The organism is Streptomyces sp. NPDC001222 (assembly GCF_042896945.1).
GTDB classification, from domain to species: domain Bacteria; phylum Actinomycetota; class Actinomycetes; order Streptomycetales; family Streptomycetaceae; genus Streptomyces; species Streptomyces gibsoniae.
In genome coordinates this window covers 71,126-92,456 of record NZ_JBIAXT010000023.1, presented here as the reverse complement: position 1 = coordinate 92,456, position 21,331 = coordinate 71,126, and the positions used below count along the sequence as shown (strand labels likewise).

24 protein-coding genes and 2 pseudogenes are annotated in these 21,331 nt (G+C 68.7%); 16 read left to right on the top strand and 10 right to left on the bottom strand.

The genetic code is table 11. The features are described from left to right. Positions 1-30 precede the first annotated feature (30 nt). From murQ to ACFY2Z_RS27405, 4 genes are all read left to right on the top strand, one after another. Complete coding sequence (gene murQ, locus ACFY2Z_RS27420; RefSeq protein ID WP_390746760.1) at positions 31-927, top strand: N-acetylmuramic acid 6-phosphate etherase; 897 nt, start codon at positions 31-33, stop codon at positions 925-927. A gap of 246 nt (positions 928-1,173) precedes the next feature. Then, complete coding sequence (locus tag ACFY2Z_RS27415) at positions 1,174-1,383, top strand: ferredoxin (RefSeq protein WP_390746759.1); 210 nt, start codon at positions 1,174-1,176, stop codon at positions 1,381-1,383. Beyond that, the gene (locus tag ACFY2Z_RS27410; protein WP_390746758.1) at positions 1,373-2,746 is read left to right on the top strand and encodes an NAD(P)/FAD-dependent oxidoreductase; all 1,374 of its coding nucleotides are present in this window, start codon (positions 1,373-1,375) and stop codon (positions 2,744-2,746) included. Before ACFY2Z_RS27415 ends, ACFY2Z_RS27410 begins: the two co-directional genes overlap by 11 nt. A gap of 30 nt (positions 2,747-2,776) precedes the next feature. Further along, complete coding sequence (locus tag ACFY2Z_RS27405) at positions 2,777-3,985, top strand: cytochrome P450 (protein ID WP_390746757.1); 1,209 nt, start codon at positions 2,777-2,779, stop codon at positions 3,983-3,985. A gap of 55 nt (positions 3,986-4,040) precedes the next feature. Here the strand turns inward: ACFY2Z_RS27405 and ACFY2Z_RS27400 are convergent, their stop codons facing one another. From ACFY2Z_RS27400 to ACFY2Z_RS27385, 4 genes are all read right to left on the bottom strand, one after another. Continuing rightward, entirely contained in the window at positions 4,041-4,637 is a 597-nt protein-coding gene (locus ACFY2Z_RS27400; protein ID WP_390746756.1) for an alpha/beta hydrolase, read from the bottom strand. A 216-nt stretch (positions 4,638-4,853) separates the two neighbouring features. After that, positions 4,854-5,399 carry a hypothetical protein gene (locus ACFY2Z_RS27395; protein ID WP_390746755.1) on the bottom strand — a complete coding sequence of 182 codons (546 nt, stop codon included), beginning with the start codon at positions 5,397-5,399 and terminating at the stop codon, positions 4,854-4,856. A 282-nt stretch (positions 5,400-5,681) separates the two neighbouring features. Then, complete coding sequence (locus tag ACFY2Z_RS27390) at positions 5,682-5,915, bottom strand: CGNR zinc finger domain-containing protein (RefSeq protein ID WP_390746754.1); 234 nt, start codon at positions 5,913-5,915, stop codon at positions 5,682-5,684. A gap of 71 nt (positions 5,916-5,986) precedes the next feature. Beyond that, positions 5,987-6,574, bottom strand: a complete 588-nt coding sequence (locus ACFY2Z_RS27385; protein ID WP_390746753.1) for a TetR/AcrR family transcriptional regulator — start codon at positions 6,572-6,574, stop codon at positions 5,987-5,989. Between the two features lie 641 nt (positions 6,575-7,215). On the opposite strand from ACFY2Z_RS27385, the gene ACFY2Z_RS27380 reads away from it, so the two are divergent. The 4 genes and pseudogenes from ACFY2Z_RS27380 to ACFY2Z_RS27365 all read left to right on the top strand — a co-directional run. Then, a complete protein-coding gene (locus tag ACFY2Z_RS27380) occupies positions 7,216-8,169 on the top strand; it encodes an alpha/beta hydrolase family protein (protein WP_390746752.1) in 954 nt (317 codons plus the stop codon). Positions 8,170-8,243: 74 nt separating this feature from the next. Continuing rightward, positions 8,244-9,143 carry an LLM class flavin-dependent oxidoreductase gene (locus ACFY2Z_RS27375; RefSeq protein ID WP_390746751.1) on the top strand — a complete coding sequence of 300 codons (900 nt, stop codon included), beginning with the start codon at positions 8,244-8,246 and terminating at the stop codon, positions 9,141-9,143. A gap of 582 nt (positions 9,144-9,725) precedes the next feature. Then, positions 9,726-10,100, top strand: coding sequence for a hypothetical protein (locus ACFY2Z_RS27370; protein ID WP_311700283.1), 375 nt, complete (start codon positions 9,726-9,728; stop codon positions 10,098-10,100). A gap of 197 nt (positions 10,101-10,297) precedes the next feature. Continuing rightward, a pseudogene (locus ACFY2Z_RS27365) lies at positions 10,298-10,639 on the top strand (ArsR/SmtB family transcription factor); the annotation flags it as partial. Between the two features lie 210 nt (positions 10,640-10,849). Here ACFY2Z_RS27365 and ACFY2Z_RS27360 read toward each other — a convergent pair. Then, positions 10,850-11,347 (bottom strand): GNAT family N-acetyltransferase, encoded by a 498-nt coding sequence (locus tag ACFY2Z_RS27360; protein WP_390746750.1) that lies wholly within the window; start codon positions 11,345-11,347, stop codon positions 10,850-10,852. A 222-nt stretch (positions 11,348-11,569) separates the two neighbouring features. On the opposite strand from ACFY2Z_RS27360, the gene ACFY2Z_RS27355 reads away from it, so the two are divergent. Both ACFY2Z_RS27355 and msrA read left to right on the top strand, forming a co-directional pair. After that, positions 11,570-11,734: a hypothetical protein gene (locus ACFY2Z_RS27355; RefSeq protein ID WP_390746749.1), complete on the top strand. Its 165-nt coding sequence runs from the start codon at positions 11,570-11,572 to the stop codon at positions 11,732-11,734. 84 nt (positions 11,735-11,818) lie between these two features. Next, entirely contained in the window at positions 11,819-12,331 is a 513-nt protein-coding gene (gene msrA, locus ACFY2Z_RS27350; protein ID WP_311700287.1) for a peptide-methionine (S)-S-oxide reductase MsrA, read from the top strand. 573 nt (positions 12,332-12,904) lie between these two features. On the opposite strand, the gene ACFY2Z_RS27345 is transcribed toward msrA, so the two are convergent. Continuing rightward, positions 12,905-13,324 carry a MerR family transcriptional regulator gene (locus ACFY2Z_RS27345; RefSeq protein WP_390746748.1) on the bottom strand — a complete coding sequence of 140 codons (420 nt, stop codon included), beginning with the start codon at positions 13,322-13,324 and terminating at the stop codon, positions 12,905-12,907. Positions 13,325-13,416: 92 nt separating this feature from the next. On the opposite strand from ACFY2Z_RS27345, the gene ACFY2Z_RS27340 reads away from it, so the two are divergent. Then, positions 13,417-13,896: a hypothetical protein gene (locus tag ACFY2Z_RS27340; RefSeq protein WP_390746747.1), complete on the top strand. Its 480-nt coding sequence runs from the start codon at positions 13,417-13,419 to the stop codon at positions 13,894-13,896. A gap of 132 nt (positions 13,897-14,028) precedes the next feature. On the opposite strand, the gene ACFY2Z_RS27335 is transcribed toward ACFY2Z_RS27340, so the two are convergent. Further along, on the bottom strand, positions 14,029-14,577 hold the full coding sequence (locus tag ACFY2Z_RS27335; RefSeq protein WP_390746746.1) for a YciI family protein: 549 nt from the start codon (positions 14,575-14,577) through the stop codon (positions 14,029-14,031). Positions 14,578-14,973: 396 nt separating this feature from the next. Between ACFY2Z_RS27335 and ACFY2Z_RS27330 the strand changes: the two genes are divergently transcribed. Then, positions 14,974-16,443: an MFS transporter gene (locus tag ACFY2Z_RS27330; RefSeq protein ID WP_390746745.1), complete on the top strand. Its 1,470-nt coding sequence runs from the start codon at positions 14,974-14,976 to the stop codon at positions 16,441-16,443. A gap of 138 nt (positions 16,444-16,581) precedes the next feature. Here ACFY2Z_RS27330 and ACFY2Z_RS27325 read toward each other — a convergent pair whose 3' ends face one another. Both ACFY2Z_RS27325 and ACFY2Z_RS27320 read right to left on the bottom strand, forming a co-directional pair. After that, complete coding sequence (locus tag ACFY2Z_RS27325) at positions 16,582-16,782, bottom strand: hypothetical protein (RefSeq protein ID WP_390746744.1); 201 nt, start codon at positions 16,780-16,782, stop codon at positions 16,582-16,584. A 147-nt stretch (positions 16,783-16,929) separates the two neighbouring features. Next, a complete protein-coding gene (locus tag ACFY2Z_RS27320) occupies positions 16,930-17,349 on the bottom strand; it encodes a MerR family transcriptional regulator (RefSeq protein ID WP_390746743.1) in 420 nt (139 codons plus the stop codon). A 47-nt stretch (positions 17,350-17,396) separates the two neighbouring features. On the opposite strand from ACFY2Z_RS27320, the gene ACFY2Z_RS27315 reads away from it, so the two are divergent. Then, on the top strand, positions 17,397-18,218 hold the full coding sequence (locus ACFY2Z_RS27315) for an MBL fold metallo-hydrolase (protein WP_390746742.1): 822 nt from the start codon (positions 17,397-17,399) through the stop codon (positions 18,216-18,218). A 13-nt stretch (positions 18,219-18,231) separates the two neighbouring features. Here ACFY2Z_RS27315 and ACFY2Z_RS27310 read toward each other — a convergent pair whose 3' ends face one another. Continuing rightward, the gene (locus ACFY2Z_RS27310; RefSeq protein WP_390746741.1) at positions 18,232-18,687 is read right to left on the bottom strand and encodes a hypothetical protein; all 456 of its coding nucleotides are present in this window, start codon (positions 18,685-18,687) and stop codon (positions 18,232-18,234) included. A 549-nt stretch (positions 18,688-19,236) separates the two neighbouring features. Between ACFY2Z_RS27310 and ACFY2Z_RS27305 the strand changes: the two genes are divergently transcribed. The 3 genes and pseudogenes from ACFY2Z_RS27305 (at position 19,237) to ACFY2Z_RS27295 (ending at position 21,325) form a co-directional block, all read left to right on the top strand. Then, the gene (locus ACFY2Z_RS27305) at positions 19,237-20,250 is read left to right on the top strand and encodes a 2-hydroxyacid dehydrogenase (protein WP_390746740.1); all 1,014 of its coding nucleotides are present in this window, start codon (positions 19,237-19,239) and stop codon (positions 20,248-20,250) included. Between the two features lie 3 nt (positions 20,251-20,253). Beyond that, positions 20,254-20,438: pseudogene (locus ACFY2Z_RS27300) on the top strand (cytochrome ubiquinol oxidase subunit I); the annotation flags it as partial. A 449-nt stretch (positions 20,439-20,887) separates the two neighbouring features. Next, on the top strand, positions 20,888-21,325 hold the full coding sequence (locus tag ACFY2Z_RS27295) for a glutaredoxin domain-containing protein (protein WP_390746739.1): 438 nt from the start codon (positions 20,888-20,890) through the stop codon (positions 21,323-21,325). Positions 21,326-21,331: the final 6 nt, after the last annotated feature.

The following is a 21,331-nucleotide window of genomic DNA, read 5'->3' as shown; positions in this document are numbered from 1 at the left end:
CCGCACCACCCTTGAAAGGACGACCGCGCCGTGGACCTCAGCACCCTGGGCACCGAGACCCGCAACGAGCGGACCGCCGAGCTGGACCGCATGCCGGTCTCGGAACTGCTCTCCGTCATGAACGCCGAGGACCAGACCGTCGCCCTCGCGGTACGCGACGCCCTCCCGGAGATCGGGGCCGCCGTCGAGGCGATCACCGAGTCGCTGCGGCGGGGCGGACGGCTGATCTACATGGGCGCCGGCACCAGCGGCCGTATCGGCCTGCTCGACGCCGTCGAGTGCCCGCCCACCTTCGGCACCTCGCCCGATCAGGTGGTGGGCCTGCTCTCCGGCGGCCCGGGCGCCTTCGTCGTCGCGGTCGAAGGGGCCGAGGACGAGCCTGCGAGGGCGGTGGCCGGCCTCGACGAGATCGGCGTGGACGACAAGGACACGGTCGTCGGCCTCGCCGCCAGCGGCCGCACCCCCTATGTCGTCGGCGGCCTGAAGCACGCCGCCGCCAAGGGGGCCGTCACGGTGTCGGTCGCCTGCAACCGCGACGCGGTCATCAGCCGCTACGCCGACATCCCGATCGAGGTCCCCACCGGCCCCGAGATCCTCACCGGCTCCACCCGGCTCAAGGGCGGCACCGCCGAGAAGATGGTCTGCAACATGCTCTCGACCGCGTCGATGGTGCGCCTGGGCAAGGTCTACGGGAACCTCATGGTCGACGTCCGCGCCAGCAACGACAAGCTCGTCGATCGTGCCCGCCGGATGGTCGTCCAGGCCACCGGCGCCGACCCCGACTCGGCCGCCGAGGCGCTGCGGGCGGCCGGCGGCCACGCCAAGACCGCCATCGTCATGCTCCTCACCCACTCCACCGCCGAGGAGGCCGCCCGCGCCCTGGAAGGGGCCGCCGGCAACACCCGCGCCGCCATCGCGGACATCTGACCGGCCGCCTGCCGCTGACGGGGCGTGACCACTCTCTTGGGGGAGTGGGACGACGTCCCGTCGCCGGTCCCCGCACGCTGGGCGTTCCCCGCGGCGCTGCGGTCCGTCGGCCCACCGACGTCCGCGTTTCTCCCTCCCACGAAGCCCTGCTCCTGCCCGCCTCCGACGTGGTGGCCAGGCGATTGTCCGATTCCTCCCTCACTCTGTAGACGCAGGAGGGGGTGAGACGACGGAGGGAGTGGCGGGATGCAGATCGTTGTGGACCTCGCGGTCTGCCAGGGCTATGCCCAGTGCGTGTTCCTGGCACCGGAGGTGTTCCGGCTCCACGGAGAGGAGTCGTTGCTGTACGCGCCGACGGTTCCGGACGATCAGCTGGAGCGCGTCCGCCAGGCCGCGGCGGCGTGCCCCGTGCAGGCCATCCTCGTCGGCGAGGAGGTGAGCGCGGGTGACCGATGACCTGCGCAAGGGCCGGATCGTCATCGTCGGCGCGTCGCTGGCCGGGTTGAGGGCAGCCGAGACACTGCGCGAGGAGGGCTTCACCGGTTCACTGACCGTGGTGGGCGACGAGGCCTACCCGCCCTACGACCGACCGCCGCTCTCCAAGCAGGTGTTGCTCGGCCAGGTGGCGGCGGACACCACCGCGCTGCCGATGCGCCGGGATCCGGACGCCGAGTGGCGACTGGGGGTACCGGCAACGGGTCTGGATCCCCTGCGTCGGCGAGTACTGCTGGCCGATGGAGACGAGTTGCCCTACGACCGGCTGCTCATCGCCACCGGGACCCGGGCCCGGCCCTGGCCCAACGCGGAGGAAGGCGCCCTGGACGGGGTGTTCACCCTGCGCACCCGTGACGACAGCGGGGGGCTGGCCGAGCGGCTGGCTGCCGGTCCGCGTCGGGTGCTGGTGATCGGCGGCGGCTTCACCGGTTCGGAGATCGCGTCGGCCTGCCGGGAACGGGGTCTGGAGGTGACCGTCGTCGAACGGGGCCCCGGCCCTCTGGTCGGGGCGCTCGGCGGAACACTGTCGAAGCTTGCCGCCGCGATGCACCGGGGCCACGGGGTGGATCTACGGTGCGGGGTCACGGTCACCGCCCTGCGCGGCGACGGCAGCGGCCGGTTCGTCGGCGCGGACCTGTCCGACGGCAGCAGTGTCGAGGCGGACGTGTGCGTCGTCGCGCTGGGAGCGGTGCGCAATATCGAGTGGCTGGCGGACTCCGGCCTTGCGGCGGGCCCGCGCGGGCTGGCCTGCGACGCGGGGTGCCGGGCCTTCAACATGTACGGGATCGTCACCGACGATGTCTTCGCGGCCGGTGACGTCTCCCGCTTCCCGCATCCCTTGTTCGAATACCAGATGCTCTCCTTGGAGCACTGGGGCAACGCCGTCGCACAGGCCGAGGTCGCGGCCCACAACATGGTGAATCCGGGACCGTTGAGGCGCCCCCACCTCACGGTGCCCGTCTTCTGGTCGAGCCAGTTCGGACTCAACATCAAGTCAGTGGGCGTCCCCTCCTTCTCCGACCACGTGGTCATCGCGCAGGGCTCGCTGGAGGCGCGCCGACTGGCCATGGTCTACGGCTACCGGGGGCGGGTCACCGCTGCGGTCACCGTCAACATGGCGAAGTCGCTCGACTACTACCAGCACCTGATCGAGACCGCCGCCCCGTTCCCGCCCCCACCCGGCGCGGCGGACCGTCCGATGGCGGCCGAGATCCCGGTTCCCTCCGACGTGCCGGATCCGAAGGGGCTCTCCCACGGCCCCACCGTCGCGCTCACCGGCTATCTGCCGGACCGCCGGCTGACCGTGGTGCAGCCACGAGGCTGACCCCCTCCACCCGCCCCGAGGAGCCACACCATGACCGCGGACACCCTGCTGGAACGGATCACCGACTACGCCAACCGCCACAACCCCTATCCGTTGTACGCGGAACTCCGCGAAGCCGGGCCCGTGGTGCGGCAGGCGGACGGCAGCTATCTGATCGGCGGGTACCACCATGTCGCCGCTCTGCTCCACGATCCGCGGCTGAGCGCCGATCCCCGAAGCCGTCCGGCCACAGCCGGCAGTCCGTACGTGGAAGGGGGGAAGCCGCCCTTCCTACGGCTCGACGACCCTGAACACCACAGACTGCGCACCCTGGCCATGCGCCCGTTCGGCCCGCCGCACAGCCCCGGCCGGGTCGACGCCCTGCGTGGCCAGATCGCCGACATCACCAAGGAACTGTTCGAGGCGCTCCAGGACCGCGAGCAGATCGACCTCGTCGACGACTTCGCGTACCCGCTGCCCGTCACGGTCATCTGCCGACTGCTCGGTGTGCCACGCGAGGACGAAGCGCAGTTCCAGACATGGTCCGACGCGCTCGTCGCGGCTGCCGACGTCAGGGCCGGAGCGGACATCACGGAGCAGGACCGGGCGGGCCGACAGGCGCGGCTCGAGATGGGCCGGTACCTGGTGGACCTCGCCGAACAGCGTCGGGACCAGCCGCGCGACGACCTGTTGTCCGCGTTCATCAACGAACCCGACCCGGACGCGCGGCTCAGCCACGAGGAACTCGCGGAAACCGCCGTCCTGTTGTTCATCGCCGGACACGAGACCACGGTCAACCTGATCACCAACGGGGTCCTGACCCTGCTGCGTCTGCCCGACCAACTCGACCGACTGCGCCGCGATCCCGACCTGCTGCCCAGCGCGGTGGAGGAACTGCTGCGCTACGAGCCCCCGGTCCATATGCGGGAGCGCTACCCCCTCGCCGACGTGGAGGTCGCAGGCACCACCCTGCCCGCAGGCAGCACCGTCGTGCTGGCGCTGGCCTCGGGCAACCGGGACCCCAGGCGGTTTCACGAACCCGATCGGTTCCACCCCGACCGTCCGGACAACCAGCATCTGGGCTTCGGCAGTGGTGTACACCTCTGCTACGGCGCACCGCTCGCCCGGATCGAAGCCCAGACCGCACTCCGCGTACTGATCCCCCAGCTCGGCACCGCGGCCCTGGCCCAGGACCCACCCCCGTACCGGGAGAACGCCATGCTCCGCGGCCCCCGCCACCTCCTCCTCCAGACTCGATGACTCCCAGGCACCTGGTGCTTCGTCAGGACCCGCGAAGGGCGCTGGGGAAAGTGGATCACGCCATGCCCGCGAGGTCGACCAGGTGCCGAGCCGTGCCGGCGGGATCGACGATCTGATGGAGGTGCGCGCCGGGCAGATGCGCCACGCGCCAGCCGCGCCGGTCCGCCTCGGCGGCAGGGTCGTCATACGGAGGGCCGAACAGCAGGTAGGAGCAGGGATGGTCGTCCCAGCCGTCAGGGACCGGGATGCGCTGCTCGTAGTAGGACAGCGGCAGGGTGGGCTGCTCTTCGACGACTGTCCGCCGCACCGCGGGATCGGTGAACATGGGCGCGACATCCGTTTCGTCCCACCAGTCGGTCCAGCGCGGCAGCCTGCCGTTCACCGCCATCGGGCGGAGGAACTCCAGCAACTCGGGTGAGGCGACAGAGGTCGGTCCGCTCCGGGCCGGCAGCGCGGCATCGACGAAGACAGAGCCGGTCACCGGATGGTCGAGCCCCGAGCGGATCGAGGGGAGAAACAGGCCTGCGTTGCTGTGCACCACCAACGTCAAAGGGCTTCCTGCCGAAACCTGCCGTAGATCGTCGCGGACGGCGTCCACCACGCGAGGCCAGAAGGGCGGAGCACCGAACCCCACGTGCAGCAGCGAGGGCACCCGCACCTGGTATCCCGCGGCTGTCAGGTGTTCAGCCACAGGGTGCCAGGTCGAGGGACCTACGGACGGACTGTGCACAAGAACGAAGGTCGGCTTCACAGGACGATCCTCGCCCGCATGCCACGGGAGTCGCGACACTCTTGGCCGACAGCAGAACGCCTCGCTGCGAAGAAACTCACGCGACGTGTCAAACGTCCTGGAAGACCGAACGAACCGTCATGAAGGGTTGAGCTTCGTCTCGTGACCCGTCGTGGTGAAGGCATCGGCGGCATCGACCCCGCAGACCCGCAGCAGATTGACCACGATGCGATCCAGATCTTCCCCGACTTTGGTGACCTCAGGAATGCCGAGGCTCGCGAACTCGTCACTCGGCCGGTGCATGGTGAACACCGCATTACCGTCGGCGTCGCTGTGGACCAGCATCCGCAGAGGCGCATACAGCAGGACTCTCGGGTCATGACGATACATGGTCTCGGCGATGACATGGTTGCCCGTCAGATACTCCATCGACCTGGTGGAGTGCCCTGCGACGCTGAAGAATTGGGTGCCGTTGAGCCGGCCGTAGCGCATCAGACCATTGGGCGCGTTCACGGCGGTTACGGCGCGAACGCTGTCCCAGCTGCCCCCGGTTTCCGCGATGCGCTCGATCGGGCTCGGATCGAATGCGGGTGCCGCCTTCTCGAATGCGGTGACAAAGTCGTCGTAGGCGATTCCCGTGGGGATTTCGATCCGGGTCACGGTGTGGCTCTGCTGACGTGCCATGCGATTGCTCCCTACTCCTGGGGTCGGGCTCCGTCTCTCTCCCGTTGCCTACGAAGCGGCCCTCGCTGTGGAAAACGCATTCGGTCGCCCTATGCATACACCAAGAATGCGGGAAACGCCGGTCACGAGGGAGCGAGCTTCTTGTGGAAACACACCCGGTGCTGCCGAGGACCGTCGTAGCCGGTGTGTACGGGCAGCCCGTCGACCGCGCTGTCGCCGCGCTCCTGGGTGAACCCCATGGCGTGGTGGAATGCGATGCCACGCCTGGAAGTGGCCGACCTTTCACCGGGTGGTGCGATTACAGGCGTGGTGGCGGGCTACACGGGCGCGGTCACCGCAGCGGGTGGAGCGCCACTGCCGCTTCGCGTGCCTGTGCAGGAAGAAGAGGATGCAGTCGTCGGCCGCGCATGCGGCGATCGGACGTCGCGGGGGAGCCGCGCAAGAGGGTGAGGGCGTCCGTGGCGAGAGCGGCCAAGGCTCGGGTGACGGGATCAGGCGACTGAGGGCGGTCTTCACGCTCCGGCTGGAACCGGGTCATTGCCTGGAGCGGCAGCCTCGCCCCACTGCGGACCGCGTCCGCGGTCACGTCACGGCCGTCGTAGTCCAGCGATGAGGAGCTCGACCAGTCGCCGTGCGTCGTAGCGGGGATCGTGGTCGGCGCCGATGCACAGGTTCCCGACGCCGCGCATGAGCTCGTAGGCATCCACGTCGGGGCGGATCTCGCCGGCGACGGCTGCGGCTTCGAGCAACTGGGCGCACACGGGCAGCAGACGCTCGAGGAAGTAGGCGTGCAGCGCGTCGAAGCCGGCGTCGTCGGACTGCAGCACGGCAGCAAGTCCGTGCTTGGTCACCAGGAAATCGACAAAGAGATTGATCCAACGCCCTAGAGCGGCATGCGGAGTCGCGCAGCTCGCCAGCAGAGCTGGACCGGCCTCGGCACACGCTTCGATCTGATGCCGGTAGACGGCGATGATGAGATCCGCCCGCGTCGGGAAGTGGCGGTAGATCGTCCCCATCCCGACGCCGGCCTTGGCCGCGATGTCGCGTACCGGCGCTTCCACGCCCGACGTGACGAAGACCGCGGCGGCCGCGTCGAGCAGTGTCTCCTTGTTACGGCGTGCGTCCGCCCGCTTGGGCCGGGCCACGTGTCCTGTGCCCTCGCCGCTGTCATTCACCGCGCCCACTCCCTCCGTTATCGAGCCTGTTGATCGGAACTAGTGCCCCGACAGGCAACGTTCGCCCCGTCGCGACGCCCGGCACGGTCCCTCAAGCTCGGCTTCGCTCGCGCGGGCTGTGCCCCACCGCCGCACCGGCCGAAAGCCCACGTGCATCCGGTACGAGGACTTCCGGCCGGAACCCCCAAGCTCTTCGAACAGGGTGTACCCCCAGAGCACGCTCCCCCAAGCTCTCGGCTTCGCTCGAGCAGGGGGACCCCCCATGACGCCGCTCCTCGACGGGTAAACCTTGCCTGCCGTGGCACCGGGTCCGTCTCGTTATCGGAGTAAGGTTCCGTTTGCCCATGATGCCAGAACAGGGGCGGGCCACCAAACCAAGCCCTGTCTCCGCCGGTGCGGGCTCCGATTCCCCGCGGTGCGCAGGCGCCCGCGCTGGGACTGCTCTTTCGTCGGCTCGCCGTTGGCCGGCGCGGCCGCTCCTGCCGACCGCGCGAGCGCCCAGCGCCGGCCTTCACCCACCCCCTGCACTGAGCCCCCGGATCAACTGCTTGCTAAGCGGAGCCATGTTCCGTATCGTTTCGGAACGACGCTCCGTTTAATGGTGGCGATCGACGTCGCAGAGCTGGAAGGAAGACCTCTCTATGAGCGAATCGGCCATGGTGATCACGGATGTGGCCACGATTGCGTCCACTCCGGTCGTCTCGATGAAGCCGGTGGCGCTGTCGGCCCCGGGGCGTGGTGAGGACCTGCAAGTACAGGTGTCGGCGCCCGCGACAGGGAACGAACTGCCGATCATCGTCTTCTCGCACGGCTTCGGCTGGTCAATGGACGGCTACAGCCCGCTGGTCGACTTCTGGGCCTCTCACGGCTTCGTGGTCATTCAGCCAACCCATCTCGACTCCAGGACGCTGAACCTTCCCCCGGACGATCTCCGTACGCCGCTGATCTGGCGTTTCCGAGTCGAGGACATGAAACGCGTCCTCGACCGGCTCGACCTCGTCGAAGCCTCCGTTCCCGGCCTCAGCGGGCGTCTCGACCGAAGCCGTATCGCCGCAGCCGGACACTCCTGGGGCGCTCAGACGACGAGCATGCTGCTGGGCGCGCGCGTCCTCGATCCCGACGGCGGAGCCGGAGAGGACATGTCCGATCCGCGGATCAAGGCAGGTGTACTGCTTGCCGCGCCAGGCCGGGGCGGTGACGACCTGACTCCGTTCGCGGTCGAGCACCTCCCCTTCATGAACCCGAACTTCGCCGGCATGACCACGCCCGCCCTCGTGGTCGCCGGGGACCGAGACCAGTCCCACCTGTCCGTTCGAGGCCCGGACTGGTTCACCGACCCATACTTCTTGAGCCCGGGCGACAAGAGCCTGCTCACTCTCTTCGGAGCGCAACATTCGCTCGGCGGGATCCCCGGGTACACCGTCACCGAAACGACGGACGAGAGCCCCGAACGCGTCGCCCTGATCCAGCGGCTCACCTCGGCCTACCTTCGCAGCGCGCTCGACCCTCAGGACCCAAGCTGGTCGGTGGCGAGCACGGAACTGACGCAGAGCGCCGATCCGTTGGGCCGAATCGAATCCAAGCGAAGCTCATAGAGGCGCTGTCGAATTCTGTCGGTGGCGCACCCCAGCCGGCGCGCTACCAACGCCCGAGAGGAACCAACGACTCCATGCCCCACACATCACCGCACACACCTCTGCGTACATCTCGACCTCGTTTCGGGATCATGACCGCCCCGTCGCAGGTCGACTACCACGACGTCCTGCGGGTCTGGCGCGAGGCGGACACCATCCCGGAGATCGAGCATGCGTGGCTGTTCGATCACCTGATGCCGATCGGCGGGGACCCCGGCGGACCGACCTACGAGGGCTGGACGCTGCTCTCGGCCCTGGCCGCCCGGACCCGGCGACTGCGTCTCGGCGTGATGGTGACCAGTAACCGGTTCCGACCACCCGCGATGCTGGCCAAGATCGCCACGACCGTCGACATCGTCTCCGGCGGCCGGCTCGACTTCGGTATCGGCGTCGGCTCACGCCCCAGCCATCCCCTGGCCCGGCGTGAGTACGAGGCACACGGCCTGCCCTTCCATGACACCGCGCACGCCGTGGGGAGCCTCGCCGAGGCCTGCACGGTGATCCGACGGATATGGACCGAACCCGAACCGTTCGACTTCGACGGCACCTACCATCATCTGACCGGAGCGTTCGGCAACCCCAAACCCGTCCAGCACCCACACCCGCCGATCCTCATCGGCGGACGTTCCTCCGCGACCCTGCGCGTGGTCGCCGAACACGCCGACCTCTGGAACATCCCGGGTGGCGACATCGACGACGCCATCCGCCGCAGCGCACTGCTCGACCGCTACTGCACCGAGATCGGTCGCGACCCCGCCTCGATCACCCGCTCGATCCACCTGCCCGTCTCCTACGACCGCCCCCGTGACACCCGGAACGCGATCGGCGACGCGATCGACGCCGGCTTCCAGCACATCGTCCTGGGACTACCGGCGCCCTACCAGGCCGACGTCCCCCGGTGGGTCACCGACGAACTCATCGGCCCGTCGACCTGAGCATCCGCGAGATGACCACGGCACGAGACATGCTCCCAGGTGGCTGGCGCGGCGGACACATCGATGAGATCCGCGAGACTGCTGACGTACGACAGTCCGGGGCTACCGGAGAGCGTGGTCTCGCCGACGGCTGTGAAGCCCGATTGGGCCGGCGCGGCCCGCGACGCCGCATTGTCGAGCGTGGTTGCGGCGCGCAGGCTGGTCAGTCCGTAGCTGCCGGCGGCCGACGCCGCACAACTCCCGTACGGCGCAGTTGGTCAGTCCCCGGCCCGCGGCACATTGGCCCGGTTCTCCTGCTCGAAGGCAACGCGACCGCCGTCCGGTCCTGAGTTGTGGGGCCGGCGGTCCCGGGGGAGTCAGTCCGAGGGGTCGCATCATCACCGCGAATCACCACGCAGCACATCCAGTTCAGAAAGATGAAGGGCCAGGTGTAGTCGTAGAACTGTCCAAACGCGGCACTCTTCGGTCAACGGGCGTCACTCCCGAAGACCTCCCCCCGAGCATCCGAGACGCGCGCCTACGGTGCGATCACTGGGCGGGTCACCGCTGTCCCGCCGCAACGGACGATCAAGGGGAGAAACCATGGCGAGTGTGGACGTGTCGCTGAAGGAGATGATGACCGGGGTCGAGGGGGCGCTGGGCGCGGCGGTCGTCGACTACACCAGCGGTATGGCCCTCGGGACCCTGGGCGGAGGCAAGGACCTGGATCTGACCATCGCCGCGGCCGGGAACACCGACGTCATCCGCGCCAAGGTGCGCACCATGGAACAGCTGGGCCTGAAGAGTGAGATCCAGGATGTGTTGATCACTCTCGGCGACCAGTACCACCTGATCCGCTTGGTCACCGGCCGCAACGGCAACGGTCTGTTCCTCTATCTGGTTCTGGACAAGTCCCGTTCGAATCTGGCGATGGCCCGCCATCAGCTCAAGCGCGTCGAGGAGCAGCTTGAGGTCTAGGCCTCCCTGTGACCTGGGCCGACGTGCGCCCATGATGTGAAGACTTTTTCAAGTCACCACATCAGCATGATTCCAAGTCGTGCATGCACACGGCCGAGGGCGAGAAGGATCAGCTGTGCACAGCACATTCCGTGGTGGTGCCCTCCGGGGCGCCACCACGTCTGGACCGTCCCCGAAGCGGCAGGGAGCGAGCACTCATGCAGGTCCCCCTCTATCAGGCGAAGGCGGAGTTCTTCCGCATGCTCGGGCACCCCGTGCGCATCCGAGTCCTGGAGCTGCTCCAGCATGGTCCGGTGCCCGTGCGTGATCTGCTGGCAGACATCGAGATCGAGCCGTCCAGCCTTTCCCAGCAACTGGCCGTGCTGAGGCGCTCCGGCATCGTCGTGTCCATCCGGGAAGGATCCACGGTCCGCTACGCGCTCGCCGGCGGCGATGTCGCCGAACTGCTGCGCGCGGCCCGCCGTATCCTGACCGAACTGCTGGCGGGCCAGAACGAACTGCTCGCCGAACTCCGGCAGACCGACGGCTCCGCTCCCGCCCCCGGTCAGCACCCGAAGGCAGAGCCTCCAGGCGCCACCACAGTGTCGAGGACCGTTGATGACGGTGCGGGCCACAGCCAGAGCGACGCGTACGCACGTGCCGGCTCCGATGAGGGTTCCCGACTTCGTGTCACGGGCTCGTTGCCGACGTGCTGATCTTCGCCGCCGTCGCCGACAGTTCACCGGCGCGGCCCCGGGCCTCTGCGGCCATCAGCACACTCGCTCGTATCCGACCTGCTCCAGAGGGTTCCCATCGCCGAAGTCGTGCGTCCGTGTGGCGCCGTCCTCGGTGAAGCCGCACTTGGTGTAGAAGCGCCGTGATTGTGGGGTGTCGCGCAGCGTCCACAGGTGGACTCGCGTGAATCCGTCGGCCCGCAGGCGACTCAGTGTCTCGGTCATCAACACGGCGGCCACGCCGCTGCCCCAGCCGTCGGGGTGGTTGTAGAAGCTGTGGATCTCGGCCAGCCCCGGCCGGGTGGAGGACGGCTCGAAGGCGGACAGCGCCAGCGGACGGTCGTCGTGTTCGGCCAACAGGATCGTCAGTTCCCCCTGCGCGACCCTCGCGTGCCAGCGCGTACGCCTGCTCCGTACCCCTTGAGCGGCGAACTCCGGGTGGAGGAAGGGCGCGTAGACCGCCTCCCACGCCGCGGCATGGATCTCACCGAGCACGTCCCCGTCGCCAGGCTCAGCGCTTCGAACCTTGATCATGCGACCACCCTAGCCGCTCGACCCTGCTCTCCGTAGGGCTGAGTCGGCGGCGCACATTACCGCTGACCAGCCTCGGAGCAGTGCATGCCAGCTGCTGGAGCGCAACCGAGCGCAACCGAGCGCGCCGGAGAGATCGTCCCCGTGCAGCCGAGCTTCGAGCCGCTCTGAGCGAACCGGCCACGGGCGACCGGGCTCCGATGTACCGGGTGACTCGGGTGCGCCGTGATCGGGGAGTGGATCTTCGGCTACGGTGCCTGCCAGTACCTGGTGGACAGCACCCTCGATGTGCCCCTGACCTCGCAGATCACGGACGTCGGCACCGTCGAGCCCGACCCTCGTGGGGCGGGATGGGCGGGCACGGAATTCCTGGGCACCCGCCCTTGCTGATGAAGCCAGAGACCATGGGATGCAGGCTGTATGCGTGCCGAGCAGCCCGAGTGAGCTAGGCGACAGATATTTGGAGGGGCCGAAATGGCAGCGCAGACGCAGAGGGCCGTGCTGGCGGGCGGATGCTTCTGGGGAATGCAGGACCTGATCCGCCGGCTCCCGGGCGTAGAGGCGACCCGGGTCGGATACACCGGCGGTGATGTGCCGAACGCTACGTACCGTAACCACGGCACCCACGCGGAGGCCATCGAGATCGTCTTCGACCCCGAGAAGACCGACTACCGCGCGATCTTGGAGTTCTTCTTCCAGATCCACGACCCGAGCACCAAGAACCGCCAGGGCAACGACATCGGTCTCAGCTACCGCTCGGCGATCTACTACGTGGACGACGAGCAGAAGAGGGTCGCCGAGGACACCATCGCGGATGTGGACGCCTCCGGACTGTGGCCGGGCAAGGTCGTCACCGAAGTGGAGCCGGTCGGCCCCTTCTGGGAGGCGGAGCCCGAGCACCAGGACTACCTGGAGCGTTACCCCGACGGCTACACCTGCCACTTCCCGCGCCCGGGATGGCGGCTGCCCGCCCGCGCCGAGGGCTGACCGAGCACCGGCGGCCCGCGACACGGTGGGCCGACCGGGGACCGTCCGGGTGCGTGCCACCTGCACCCGGGCCGTCCCGACTGCGGACCGCGCCCTGCCAGAGAGGCGCCACGCCTGCCCGCTGACGTGGCCCAGCCTCCGGCCATGGGACGCACACCGCCGCCGCGCCACCGATGACCCGCCTCCGCCGCGACCGCGCGGCTGGGGAGCGGAGTGCGAGCTGCGGGCTTCGTACACCTTCTTCACCCCTCTTCACCACGCGGGCGCTGGAGGCAGAGACAGCCCTCGCCCCGTGACACCGGGCAATGGCCCGGCATCCACGCGGGCGCTGGAGGCAGAGACAGCCCTCGCCCCGTGACACCGGGCAATGGCCCGGCATCCGCCACCGCCGGACCACGACCACCATCGGCGGGCGGGCGTTCATTCGGTGGAGCCGCTCAGAGATCACCTCAATCGGCGATCTGGCTCATTGGTTCATCTGCGGAGTGCGTCCTGGCGGGCCGCCGGGAGTTTCGGCACTCTCGATCATTCCCGTGCATGCCCTTGGTGATCGGCCAAAACCCGTTCAGTCGACTATTCGGCCGGTCGCCGCACGCCGGTTGGAACAGGGTCGCTTCCGGCTGCTGCCGCGGCGGGCCGGTCGGCCGCACGCAGTGGGCATCCGGTGCCGACGCGCGTGGCCAGGTCGGCCCGCAGGGTGGTCAGTTCGGCGATACGGGTGTCGATGACCTGAAGCTTCTCCTCGAAGAGCGTGGACAGCGCTTCCGCGGTGTCCGGCGCTTCGCGCAAGGTCTCGCCGTTACGTGCGATCTCCGCCAGGGAGAAACCGAGTGCCTGCGCAGTGCGGATGTATTGGAGCCAGGCCACTGTCTCGGGCGGGAAGTCGCGATACCCGTTGGGCAGACGCCGACCTGTGATGAGGCCGACCTTCTCGTAGAACCGGATCGTGTCTCTGCTCATGCCTGCCTGTGCGGCAAGCTCACCGATGCGCATGCCCCTCCAGCGGATACCGGGCTTGACCTTGGAGCGTACTCCACTGTTTAGCGTGAGGGCATCGCTGCCACGAGACCAGCAGGAGCCTCATCGTGAGCCGTCTTCGCACCCCCGTGCACTCCGCCTACCTCCGCGTCGTACGCGCGAGTGCTTGGTACGACCTTGCCGTCACCGCCGGATTCGCAACTCCGTGGACCTACGCCCTGGTACACAACACGCTGTCGTCGTGCGGCACGGCACTCGGGCTCGGTGCTCTGCCCGAACTCGACCCGTGGCAGATCCTGTTCGCCGATCTGCTGGGCTCGGTGGTGGTCGTCTGGGCCGTTCTGCGCATCGTCAGGCCACTGCCGGAGCACGGACTGTTCGACGGCATGGCGCGTGCGCTGTTCGCGACGTGGGAGGCGTACGCACTGGCCCACGGTGTGTCGCGGCTTCTGTGGCTCTTCTTCGTCGTCGAAGTGGCATTCGGCGTCGTCCAGCTTGTGCCGTGGCGATGGGGCCGAGACGCAGACCTCGTAGGCAACGACGCAGGCCCGGCCGGCGGAATCCCGCTCGGCACAGCGAGTCGGTGACGTGCGAGCACGCCCACCCGTGCCGCTCAGCGGTGGGCGTGTCGGCCTCCCGTTCCCCACCGGCGTGCAGTCGCGGAAAGAGGTTGCCAACCGGGCCCTGGCCGGGACCGTCAGTGAGGGGATCACGGTCGTTCACGGCCGTCCGCCGAACTGCCAGTTGTGCACCTCGATGTCGGCGTACCGGTCCTTGGTCAGGACGGCGCGTGCCGTCTGCGCGTCCGGCGCGCGGACCAACACCGCCGTACCCAGCCAGGCGGCACCGTTGTCAGACAGCATCGGCCCGTATGCGATCAGCTCGTCCCGATCGGTCGGCATCGCGAGGTCGGCGGCCTGCCCCGAGCCGAGCCCGAGCACCAGGTACCGGTTGCCGCCGGTCCGTCCGCCGGGGAAGTCCCACATGGTGCGCCCGAGCGTGTTGTGCCACCGATGCAGCAGGACGTCCCGGTACACGCCGGCCTGGTAGTTGGGCTCGTCGAAGGCGAACGCGCGGGCGGCGGCCGGATCGGGCAGGTCGACGATGTGCACGCTGCCGGTGGGTGTGTCTCCGTCGTCGGTGAGGGTCGGGCCGCGGGCGATCATCTCCTTCGCGTACCGGTCCATATAGGACCAGTGCTCTTCCAGCAACTCGTCGCGCAGCGCCACGGAGTCGACCCGGTCGCGGTGGTAGCAGAGGAACTCCATGGTCACAGGGTCTCTTCCAGGAGGTGGCCAGGTCGAGCGGGTTTCCACGGTCCCCTACGCCGCGACGGCCGACGGCCGATCGGCCCGGGGCGATGGCCATGACTCCGCTCGGCCACTCGCCGTACGATGCCGCGCCTCACGCTACGACTTCGGAGTGCACGGATCCCTGGAGACGCATGGCCCCGATCCGCATCGCGATGGACATCATTCGCCCCAGCGACGAGAATGGCCGCCCACAACACACCAAGATTTCTGCCCGGTGTTGGAGTCGGTGCGGGGCGCGTGCCCCCTCTCCGCGCCAGCACTGGACGGTTCCAGGCGGCGATCACGGGTCGGTACTTCCGGGCACCGACGACCCAGGTGGGCCGCCCCGCCGGGCAGCGAACAGGACTCGCCGTGCCATCGGCGAACTACCGTTCCCTGCTGCGCACCCCGGGCGCCGCAGCATTCTTCCTGCCGGCATCGCTCGGACGCGTCGGCGTCGCGATGACCAGCCTCAGCATCGTCTGGCTCGTACAAGGCCACACCGGCACCTTCTCCGCAGCCGGCCTGGTCGGCGGCGGATTCGCGGTGACCGAGGCGCTCGTGGCACCCCAACTGGCCCGGCTCGTGGACCGGTTCGGGCAGACCCGGGTCCTGCCGCCCGCACTTCTCGCCCACGCCCTCGCCATGGCCGTCCTCGTGTCTCTGGTCGCCGCGGATGCCTCTGATGCACTCCTGACCCTGGGCGGTGCGCTCGTCGGGGCCAGCGTTCCTCAGCTCGGCGCGATGTCCGCGGCACGCTGGGCAGCACTGCTGCGCACCGGCCGAGCGGCGGAACTGCCCACCGCTTTCGCGCTGGAGTCCGTCAGCAACGCGGTCGGCTACCTAGTGGGCCCGACGCTGGTCAGCGCACTCGCCGCGGCCGGACATCCCGTGGTCGGCACGGTGCTGGCTGCCTCCTTGTCGGTGGTCGGCGGTCTGGTCCTCGCGGCGCAGCGCGGCAGCGCGCCCTCGCCGACGCTCGCCGGCGCCGCGCACGCCCGTAAGGACCGGTCCCGGTCGTTGCTGCGCAGTGAAGTCATCGTACTGATGGGCCTCAATCTCGCCATCGGGGTCTTCTTCGGTGCCATGCAGGTGTCGGTGACCGCCTTCGTGGTGGAGCACGGCGCATCGAGCGCCGCGGCTCCGATCTTCGCCGTCTCCAATTGCAGCGGCCTGCTGGCCGGATGGCTGTACGGGCTGCGCCGGTGGCGTGCCACACCCCCGGTGCAACTGCTGGCGGCGACCAGTGCGCTGCTGCTCGGCACTGTGCTGTTGCTCACGGTCGGCTCACCGTTCGGGCTCGGTCCGGTCGTGGTGCTGACCGGTGCCACGGTCCCACCCCTTCTGGTGCTCTTCTCCGTGCTCACCGAGTCGACTGTCCACCAGTCCGTCCTGACCCAGGCGTTCTCGTGGCTCGGCTCCGCCAGCGCGGCAGGCTCGGCCGCCGCGGCGGCAGTCTCCGGCTGGGCGATCGACGCCCTCGGGCCCCGCGGCGGCTTCGCGGTCGCCGCCACGGCCGCAGCCGCGATGACACTCCAGAGCCTCGTCGGCCTTCGCCTCCTGCGCGTACCAGAGGGCCGGTTGACACGAGAGAAGCCGAGGACGAATGGAGCGGCCGTCCGGGACCAGTCCCACGGAGCTCCCAACCGCTACCCTCTGAACCGGTGCGGGACCTTCCTCAGGCGTCTCCAGCAGATGAGACCGCAGGCGAGCGAGACTAGCGCGTCGTACAGGTCGGGGCGGCAAGGTGTCCATCCCGGCGGACGGCCAGGCGCTCAGTGCTCCCTGAGGCAGCCGACCGATACCAGCGGCTTCACCGACCGAGACCTGCACGCGGGTTAGGCTGAGGGCGAGAGCGCGGCGGTCGTCGAGGCTGATGTCGATGACGCGGGCTGGTCCAACACCCACCTCTGGGTGGAACGGAGCCTCCGCCCCGCAGAGCGGATTCGTGCCGTGGCAACGCTCCGAGGGGGCTGGTCGTCACAGATGCGCCGCCTCGATGTCGAGGGAGACGCTGAGGCGTACTCTCTCGTACTCCGGTCCTTCGTCAAGCCCTTCTACGTGAAGCACGCGCTGGGGCCGCTCAGGCGGGAAGCGGACATCCTCCAACTGCTCGCGGGCACGCACGTGCCGGCCGCTCGTCTTCATGGTGTCGACGCGGCAGCCGACCACTGTGACCATCCGTCGCGGAAGAGTGCCTCCAGGCGGCCTTCAACCAGTACGGCTGAGGCACCAGCCGACCGAGCGCACCACGAAGCCGGGGCGGACGCCCGCCAGGAACCGACCTGCTCCGGCCACCACCTCCAACTCCTCTTCCCACACGCTCGGTTATCGCTCGTCGCACGGCGATGAGGACGTCGCCACACTGCCGACGGCCAGCTTGAAGTCGGGACAGTCGACGATCGGCTCGTGGTCGCAGACGGCGGCGTGGCGGAGACTGTCGCGGAGCCGCGTGAGCCGGCCGATCTGTTCGTCGAGGCCGCGGGCCTTGGTGGCCATGCGGGCGCGCAGGTCCGCGTCGGACGGCCGCGCCACGAGGAATCGCTCGATCTCGGCGATCGAGAATCCGGCGCTGCGCGCGCAGATGATCAGTGCCAGACGTTCCAGTACCTCCGGGTGGTACGTACGGCGCAGCCCATTGCGGCCTGCGGCAGCGATCAGGCCCTTCTTCTCGTAGAACCGAAGTGCTGAGGGCGCCAGTCGGGTCCGTTGTGCGACCTCGGCGATGTCCAGCAACGTTTCGTCCATAGGCGCTCCTTGACTTGAATCGCGGTTCAAGTCGCAGCCTAGTCGTCATGAAGATTCATCACTTGAACTGTGGGTCGCTTCGGACGATCGAGGCCACCTACGACGGCCCGCAGCCGACATCCGCGGTGAACCACTGTCTGCTGGTGGAGACGGACGCAGACAGCCTGGTCCTGGTCGAGACCGGACTCGGCCTCGGTGACATCCGCGACCCGAACGGCACGCTCGGCGCGGAGTGGGTCGAGATGACGCAGCCCGCACTCGCCGAGGAGGAGACGGCCATCCGGCAGATCGCGCGGCTGGGGTATGAACCTGCCGACGTGCGCCACATCATCGTGACCCATCTGGACGTGGACCACAGCGGAGGCCTGCCCGACTTCCCCGGCGCCCAGGTTCACCTGCTCGCCGCCGAACTCGACGCCGCGCATGCCGCGGGGAGCAGTTTCCGCTACCGCCCGGCTCACGAACCGCGGTGGGTCACGTACGAACCCGGGCCCGGCGAGCAGTGGTTCGGCTTCACCGCGCTACAGCCCAAGGGGCTGCCTCCGCAGATCAAACTCATCCCTCTCGGCGGCCACACAGCCGGCCACACCGGGGTCGCCGTCCAGGACCGAGACATGTGGCTTCTCCACTGCGGGGACGCCTACTACTACCACCGCGAAATCGGGGACTTGAGGGAACCCCATCCGCTGCTGGACGTGGTCCAGACACGCTCCCAAGTGCATCGCGACCTGAGGATCGGCACCCAGGCACGGCTGCGCGAACTGTCCCGACACCATGGTGACGAGGTCGAGGTCTTCTCTGCCCACGATCCATGGGAACTGGCGCGCTACCAGGGTGACGTCGAGCTGGGGCCGGTGTTCACGCCCTGATGCAGGACGAACCTCAGCCACGGACCTGGCGGGCGAGCCAGGGGGTGAGTGCGTTGCGCCAGATCAGCTCTTTGTAGGTCTCATCACCGGGCAAAGGGACGATCAGCCACTGGCCTGGCGGGAAGAATCTGCCCTTCACGTAGGCCAGACCATCGTAGACAGACCGTAGGAACGCCGGGACAGAGTCACGGGGCACATCCTCGAAGTTCACGCCGTCGACAGTGATTTTCGCGTCGTCCTCCGGGAAGACCTGGACGGTTACGGCGGGAGATCCCCGCAACTCGACGAATGCTTCGTGCGGCGGGGAGCCGTCCGGGTCCAGGACGGTGAACACTCCGGCTGAGGTGCGGCGGGACGTCTGGTCTGCGCCGATGTCATCGGTGACCGTCATCTCCAGGTTGTGCTGCTGCGCGATTTCGCGAATCGCCGTGACAGCAGCCTCGGTGCTCGCCAGATGCGGGTGCTTCATAGCCCCGATCATGCCTCACCGGGGTTTCGCTGCTGACGCGATCGACGCGCCCAATCACGGTGACCGACCCCAGGACGAGGAGTTTCGGTCGGATCGTCGTGGGCCGGATTTGGGCAGGCGCGGCCGCCGGTGAGAACGTGGACGCCCCCGTCGCCGGTCGCCGTAAACGCTGGCGGGTCCGGGATTCGTGCAGCGGTGTCGGGTCTGCTCAGGGTGCACGGGCTTGCCGATGTCGCAGCGCGGATCTACCCGGGAGTTCGCGCCGCCGTGCGGGGTCCGATGTCTCCGGTGTCGGCCCCGGTGCGACGAGAGCGCGCCACTTGTCACGTCGATGTGCATGGCAGCCTATCGACGCCCCTTCCTGGCATCAATGATCGTTTATGGCTGTAGGACGATCGTTGCCGCTTCCCGGCTGCATATCATTTGAGACATTCGCCCCCGCCTCCTCATTTCAAGCCACGCCCCACCTCCTCCTCACCCTGCATCCCGACAACCCCGGCCTACGGTGGAGAAGTGATCGTCCGCCCCTATTCGACCGGAGGAGAACAGGTGGATATCGTTGCGTATGGCGTCCTCGTGGACGAGGAGCCGTTGCTGCGGGCGGCGTTCGACGAGGCGTTCGCCGGCCGTCATGAGCTGCGCTGCCTGGGACTGTTCCTGGACCGGGACACCGTCCCGACCGCCGTGGACCATGAGGTCGTCCTCAGCAGCGTCAATGACACCCTGGACGCCGATGTGCTGCGCTCATTGGCCGGGGGCGGCACCCGGATGATCGCCCAGCGGTCCACCGGGTACAACAACATCGACCTCATCGCGGCCGAGGAACTCGGACTGACGGTCGCCCGGGTCTCGTACTACTCGCCGTACTCGGTCGCCGAGTTCGCCTGGGCGCTCGCCCTGGCGGTCAATCGTCGTATCGTGCGCGCCGCCTACCGCACCCGGGAGTTCGACTTCCGGCTCGACGGTCTCATGGGTCGCGATCTGCGAGGCCGGACGGCCGGGGTCGTGGGAACGGGGAAGATCGGGACCGCGTTCGCCCGGATCGCCCACGGATTCGGGATGCGCCTGCTGGGCTGGGATGTTGCCAAGAATCCCGACTGTCTCGCCCTGGGGATGCAGTACGTCCCGCGCGAGCGGCTGTTCGCCGAGGCGGACCTGGTCAGCCTGCACGTACCGCTGCTGCCGGAGACCCACCACCTCGTCGACGCCGAGGTTCTGGCGCTGATGAAGGACGACGCGATCCTGATCAACTCCAGCCGAGGCGGGCTGGTCGACACCGACGCCCTGGTGGAGACGCTGCGCGCGGGACGGCTCAGCGGTGTCGGCCTCGACGTGTACGAGGAGGAGGCCGGGGTGTTCTTCCTCGACAAATCGCTGGACGTGATGACCGACGATCGCCTCGCGAGGCTGATGACCTTCAGCAACGTCCTGGTCACCTCGCATCAGGCGTACTTCACCAGGGATGCCGTCGGTGAGATCGTCCGGACCACCGTGGCCAACATCGAGGACTACTGCGCCGGCCGCTCCGGCGACAACACGCTCGTCCGCCCCGACACAGCCTGAATCAAGACCGCCAAGTACGGCAAGCCGGTCGGGGCTGATGACCCGTGGGGTACGGCCGTTCTCTGGAGTGGGCGATCTCCTGCCCGCCGCCGCGCCACAACTTCGCCCAGCTTCCCCGCATCCGCAGTGAGTCCCCGGCGTTCGACCTGCACCATCCGGAGGTCGCCGCGCTCGAGGCGGCGAGGTAGGCCATGCCCCAAGCCGTTCTCGCCCTGGGAGTCGCGGCCGTGACCGCGTCGGGTGGTGTCTGGTACGTCCCGGCGGTCGCCGACCTGCGCGCGGGAGCCGACCGGCCGGCCTCGCACCGGGGAGCCGCGGCGGCCTGCCTCAGCGGCTGGACCACGGCCGGGATCGTCGCGATGGTCGCGGGGACGGGAGGGGCGCGTGGGCGGTCGCCTCCCTTCCCTCCGGGGTCGTCGGGGTGCTCCTCAACGTCGCCGCCGTGTACGGCTGGGGGCGCCGCCGGCGCGTTGACGCGAGCGGTCGCCGTAGGTCCTGACCAGTAATGTCCCCATCTTGCGCCGGAGGCCATGGCGTTCACCGCTGCTCGGCTGCGGCGATGCGCAGGAAGTGTGCGGCAAGCGGAAGCGTTGCCCGGTTCCGCGAGCATCTCGACTCATCGATAGCCTGCGTACTCATGACGCGCGTTTGGATCCTGCCGATGCTGCTCGTGCTCGGCGGCTCAGTCATGGCGACGGTACTGACCTTCGAGGGGAGTCCCGGCACAGCCGCAGCCCTCCTGCTGGCGTTCGTGCTGTTGGCGGGTGTCAACTCTCCCCTGATCTTCCCGAGATCGATCGGCGCGGAGGAGGCACAACGCCGCAGCGCGGCCGACGGCCGGCCGGTCGTCTTCTGGCGGCCCGGCTGCACATACTGCCTGCGGCTACGCGTCCGACTGGGCCGCAGCGCCCGCCAGTTGCATTGGGTCGACATCTGGCGTGACCCGGCCGGAGCGGCAGCGGTCAGGGCGGCCAACGACGGCGATGAGACCGTGCCGACTGTCGTCGTGGCGGGGCGGCCGTACGTCAATCCGGATCCTGAGTGGGTTCGCGAGCAGCTCTCGCCGTCTGCGTGAGGGGAG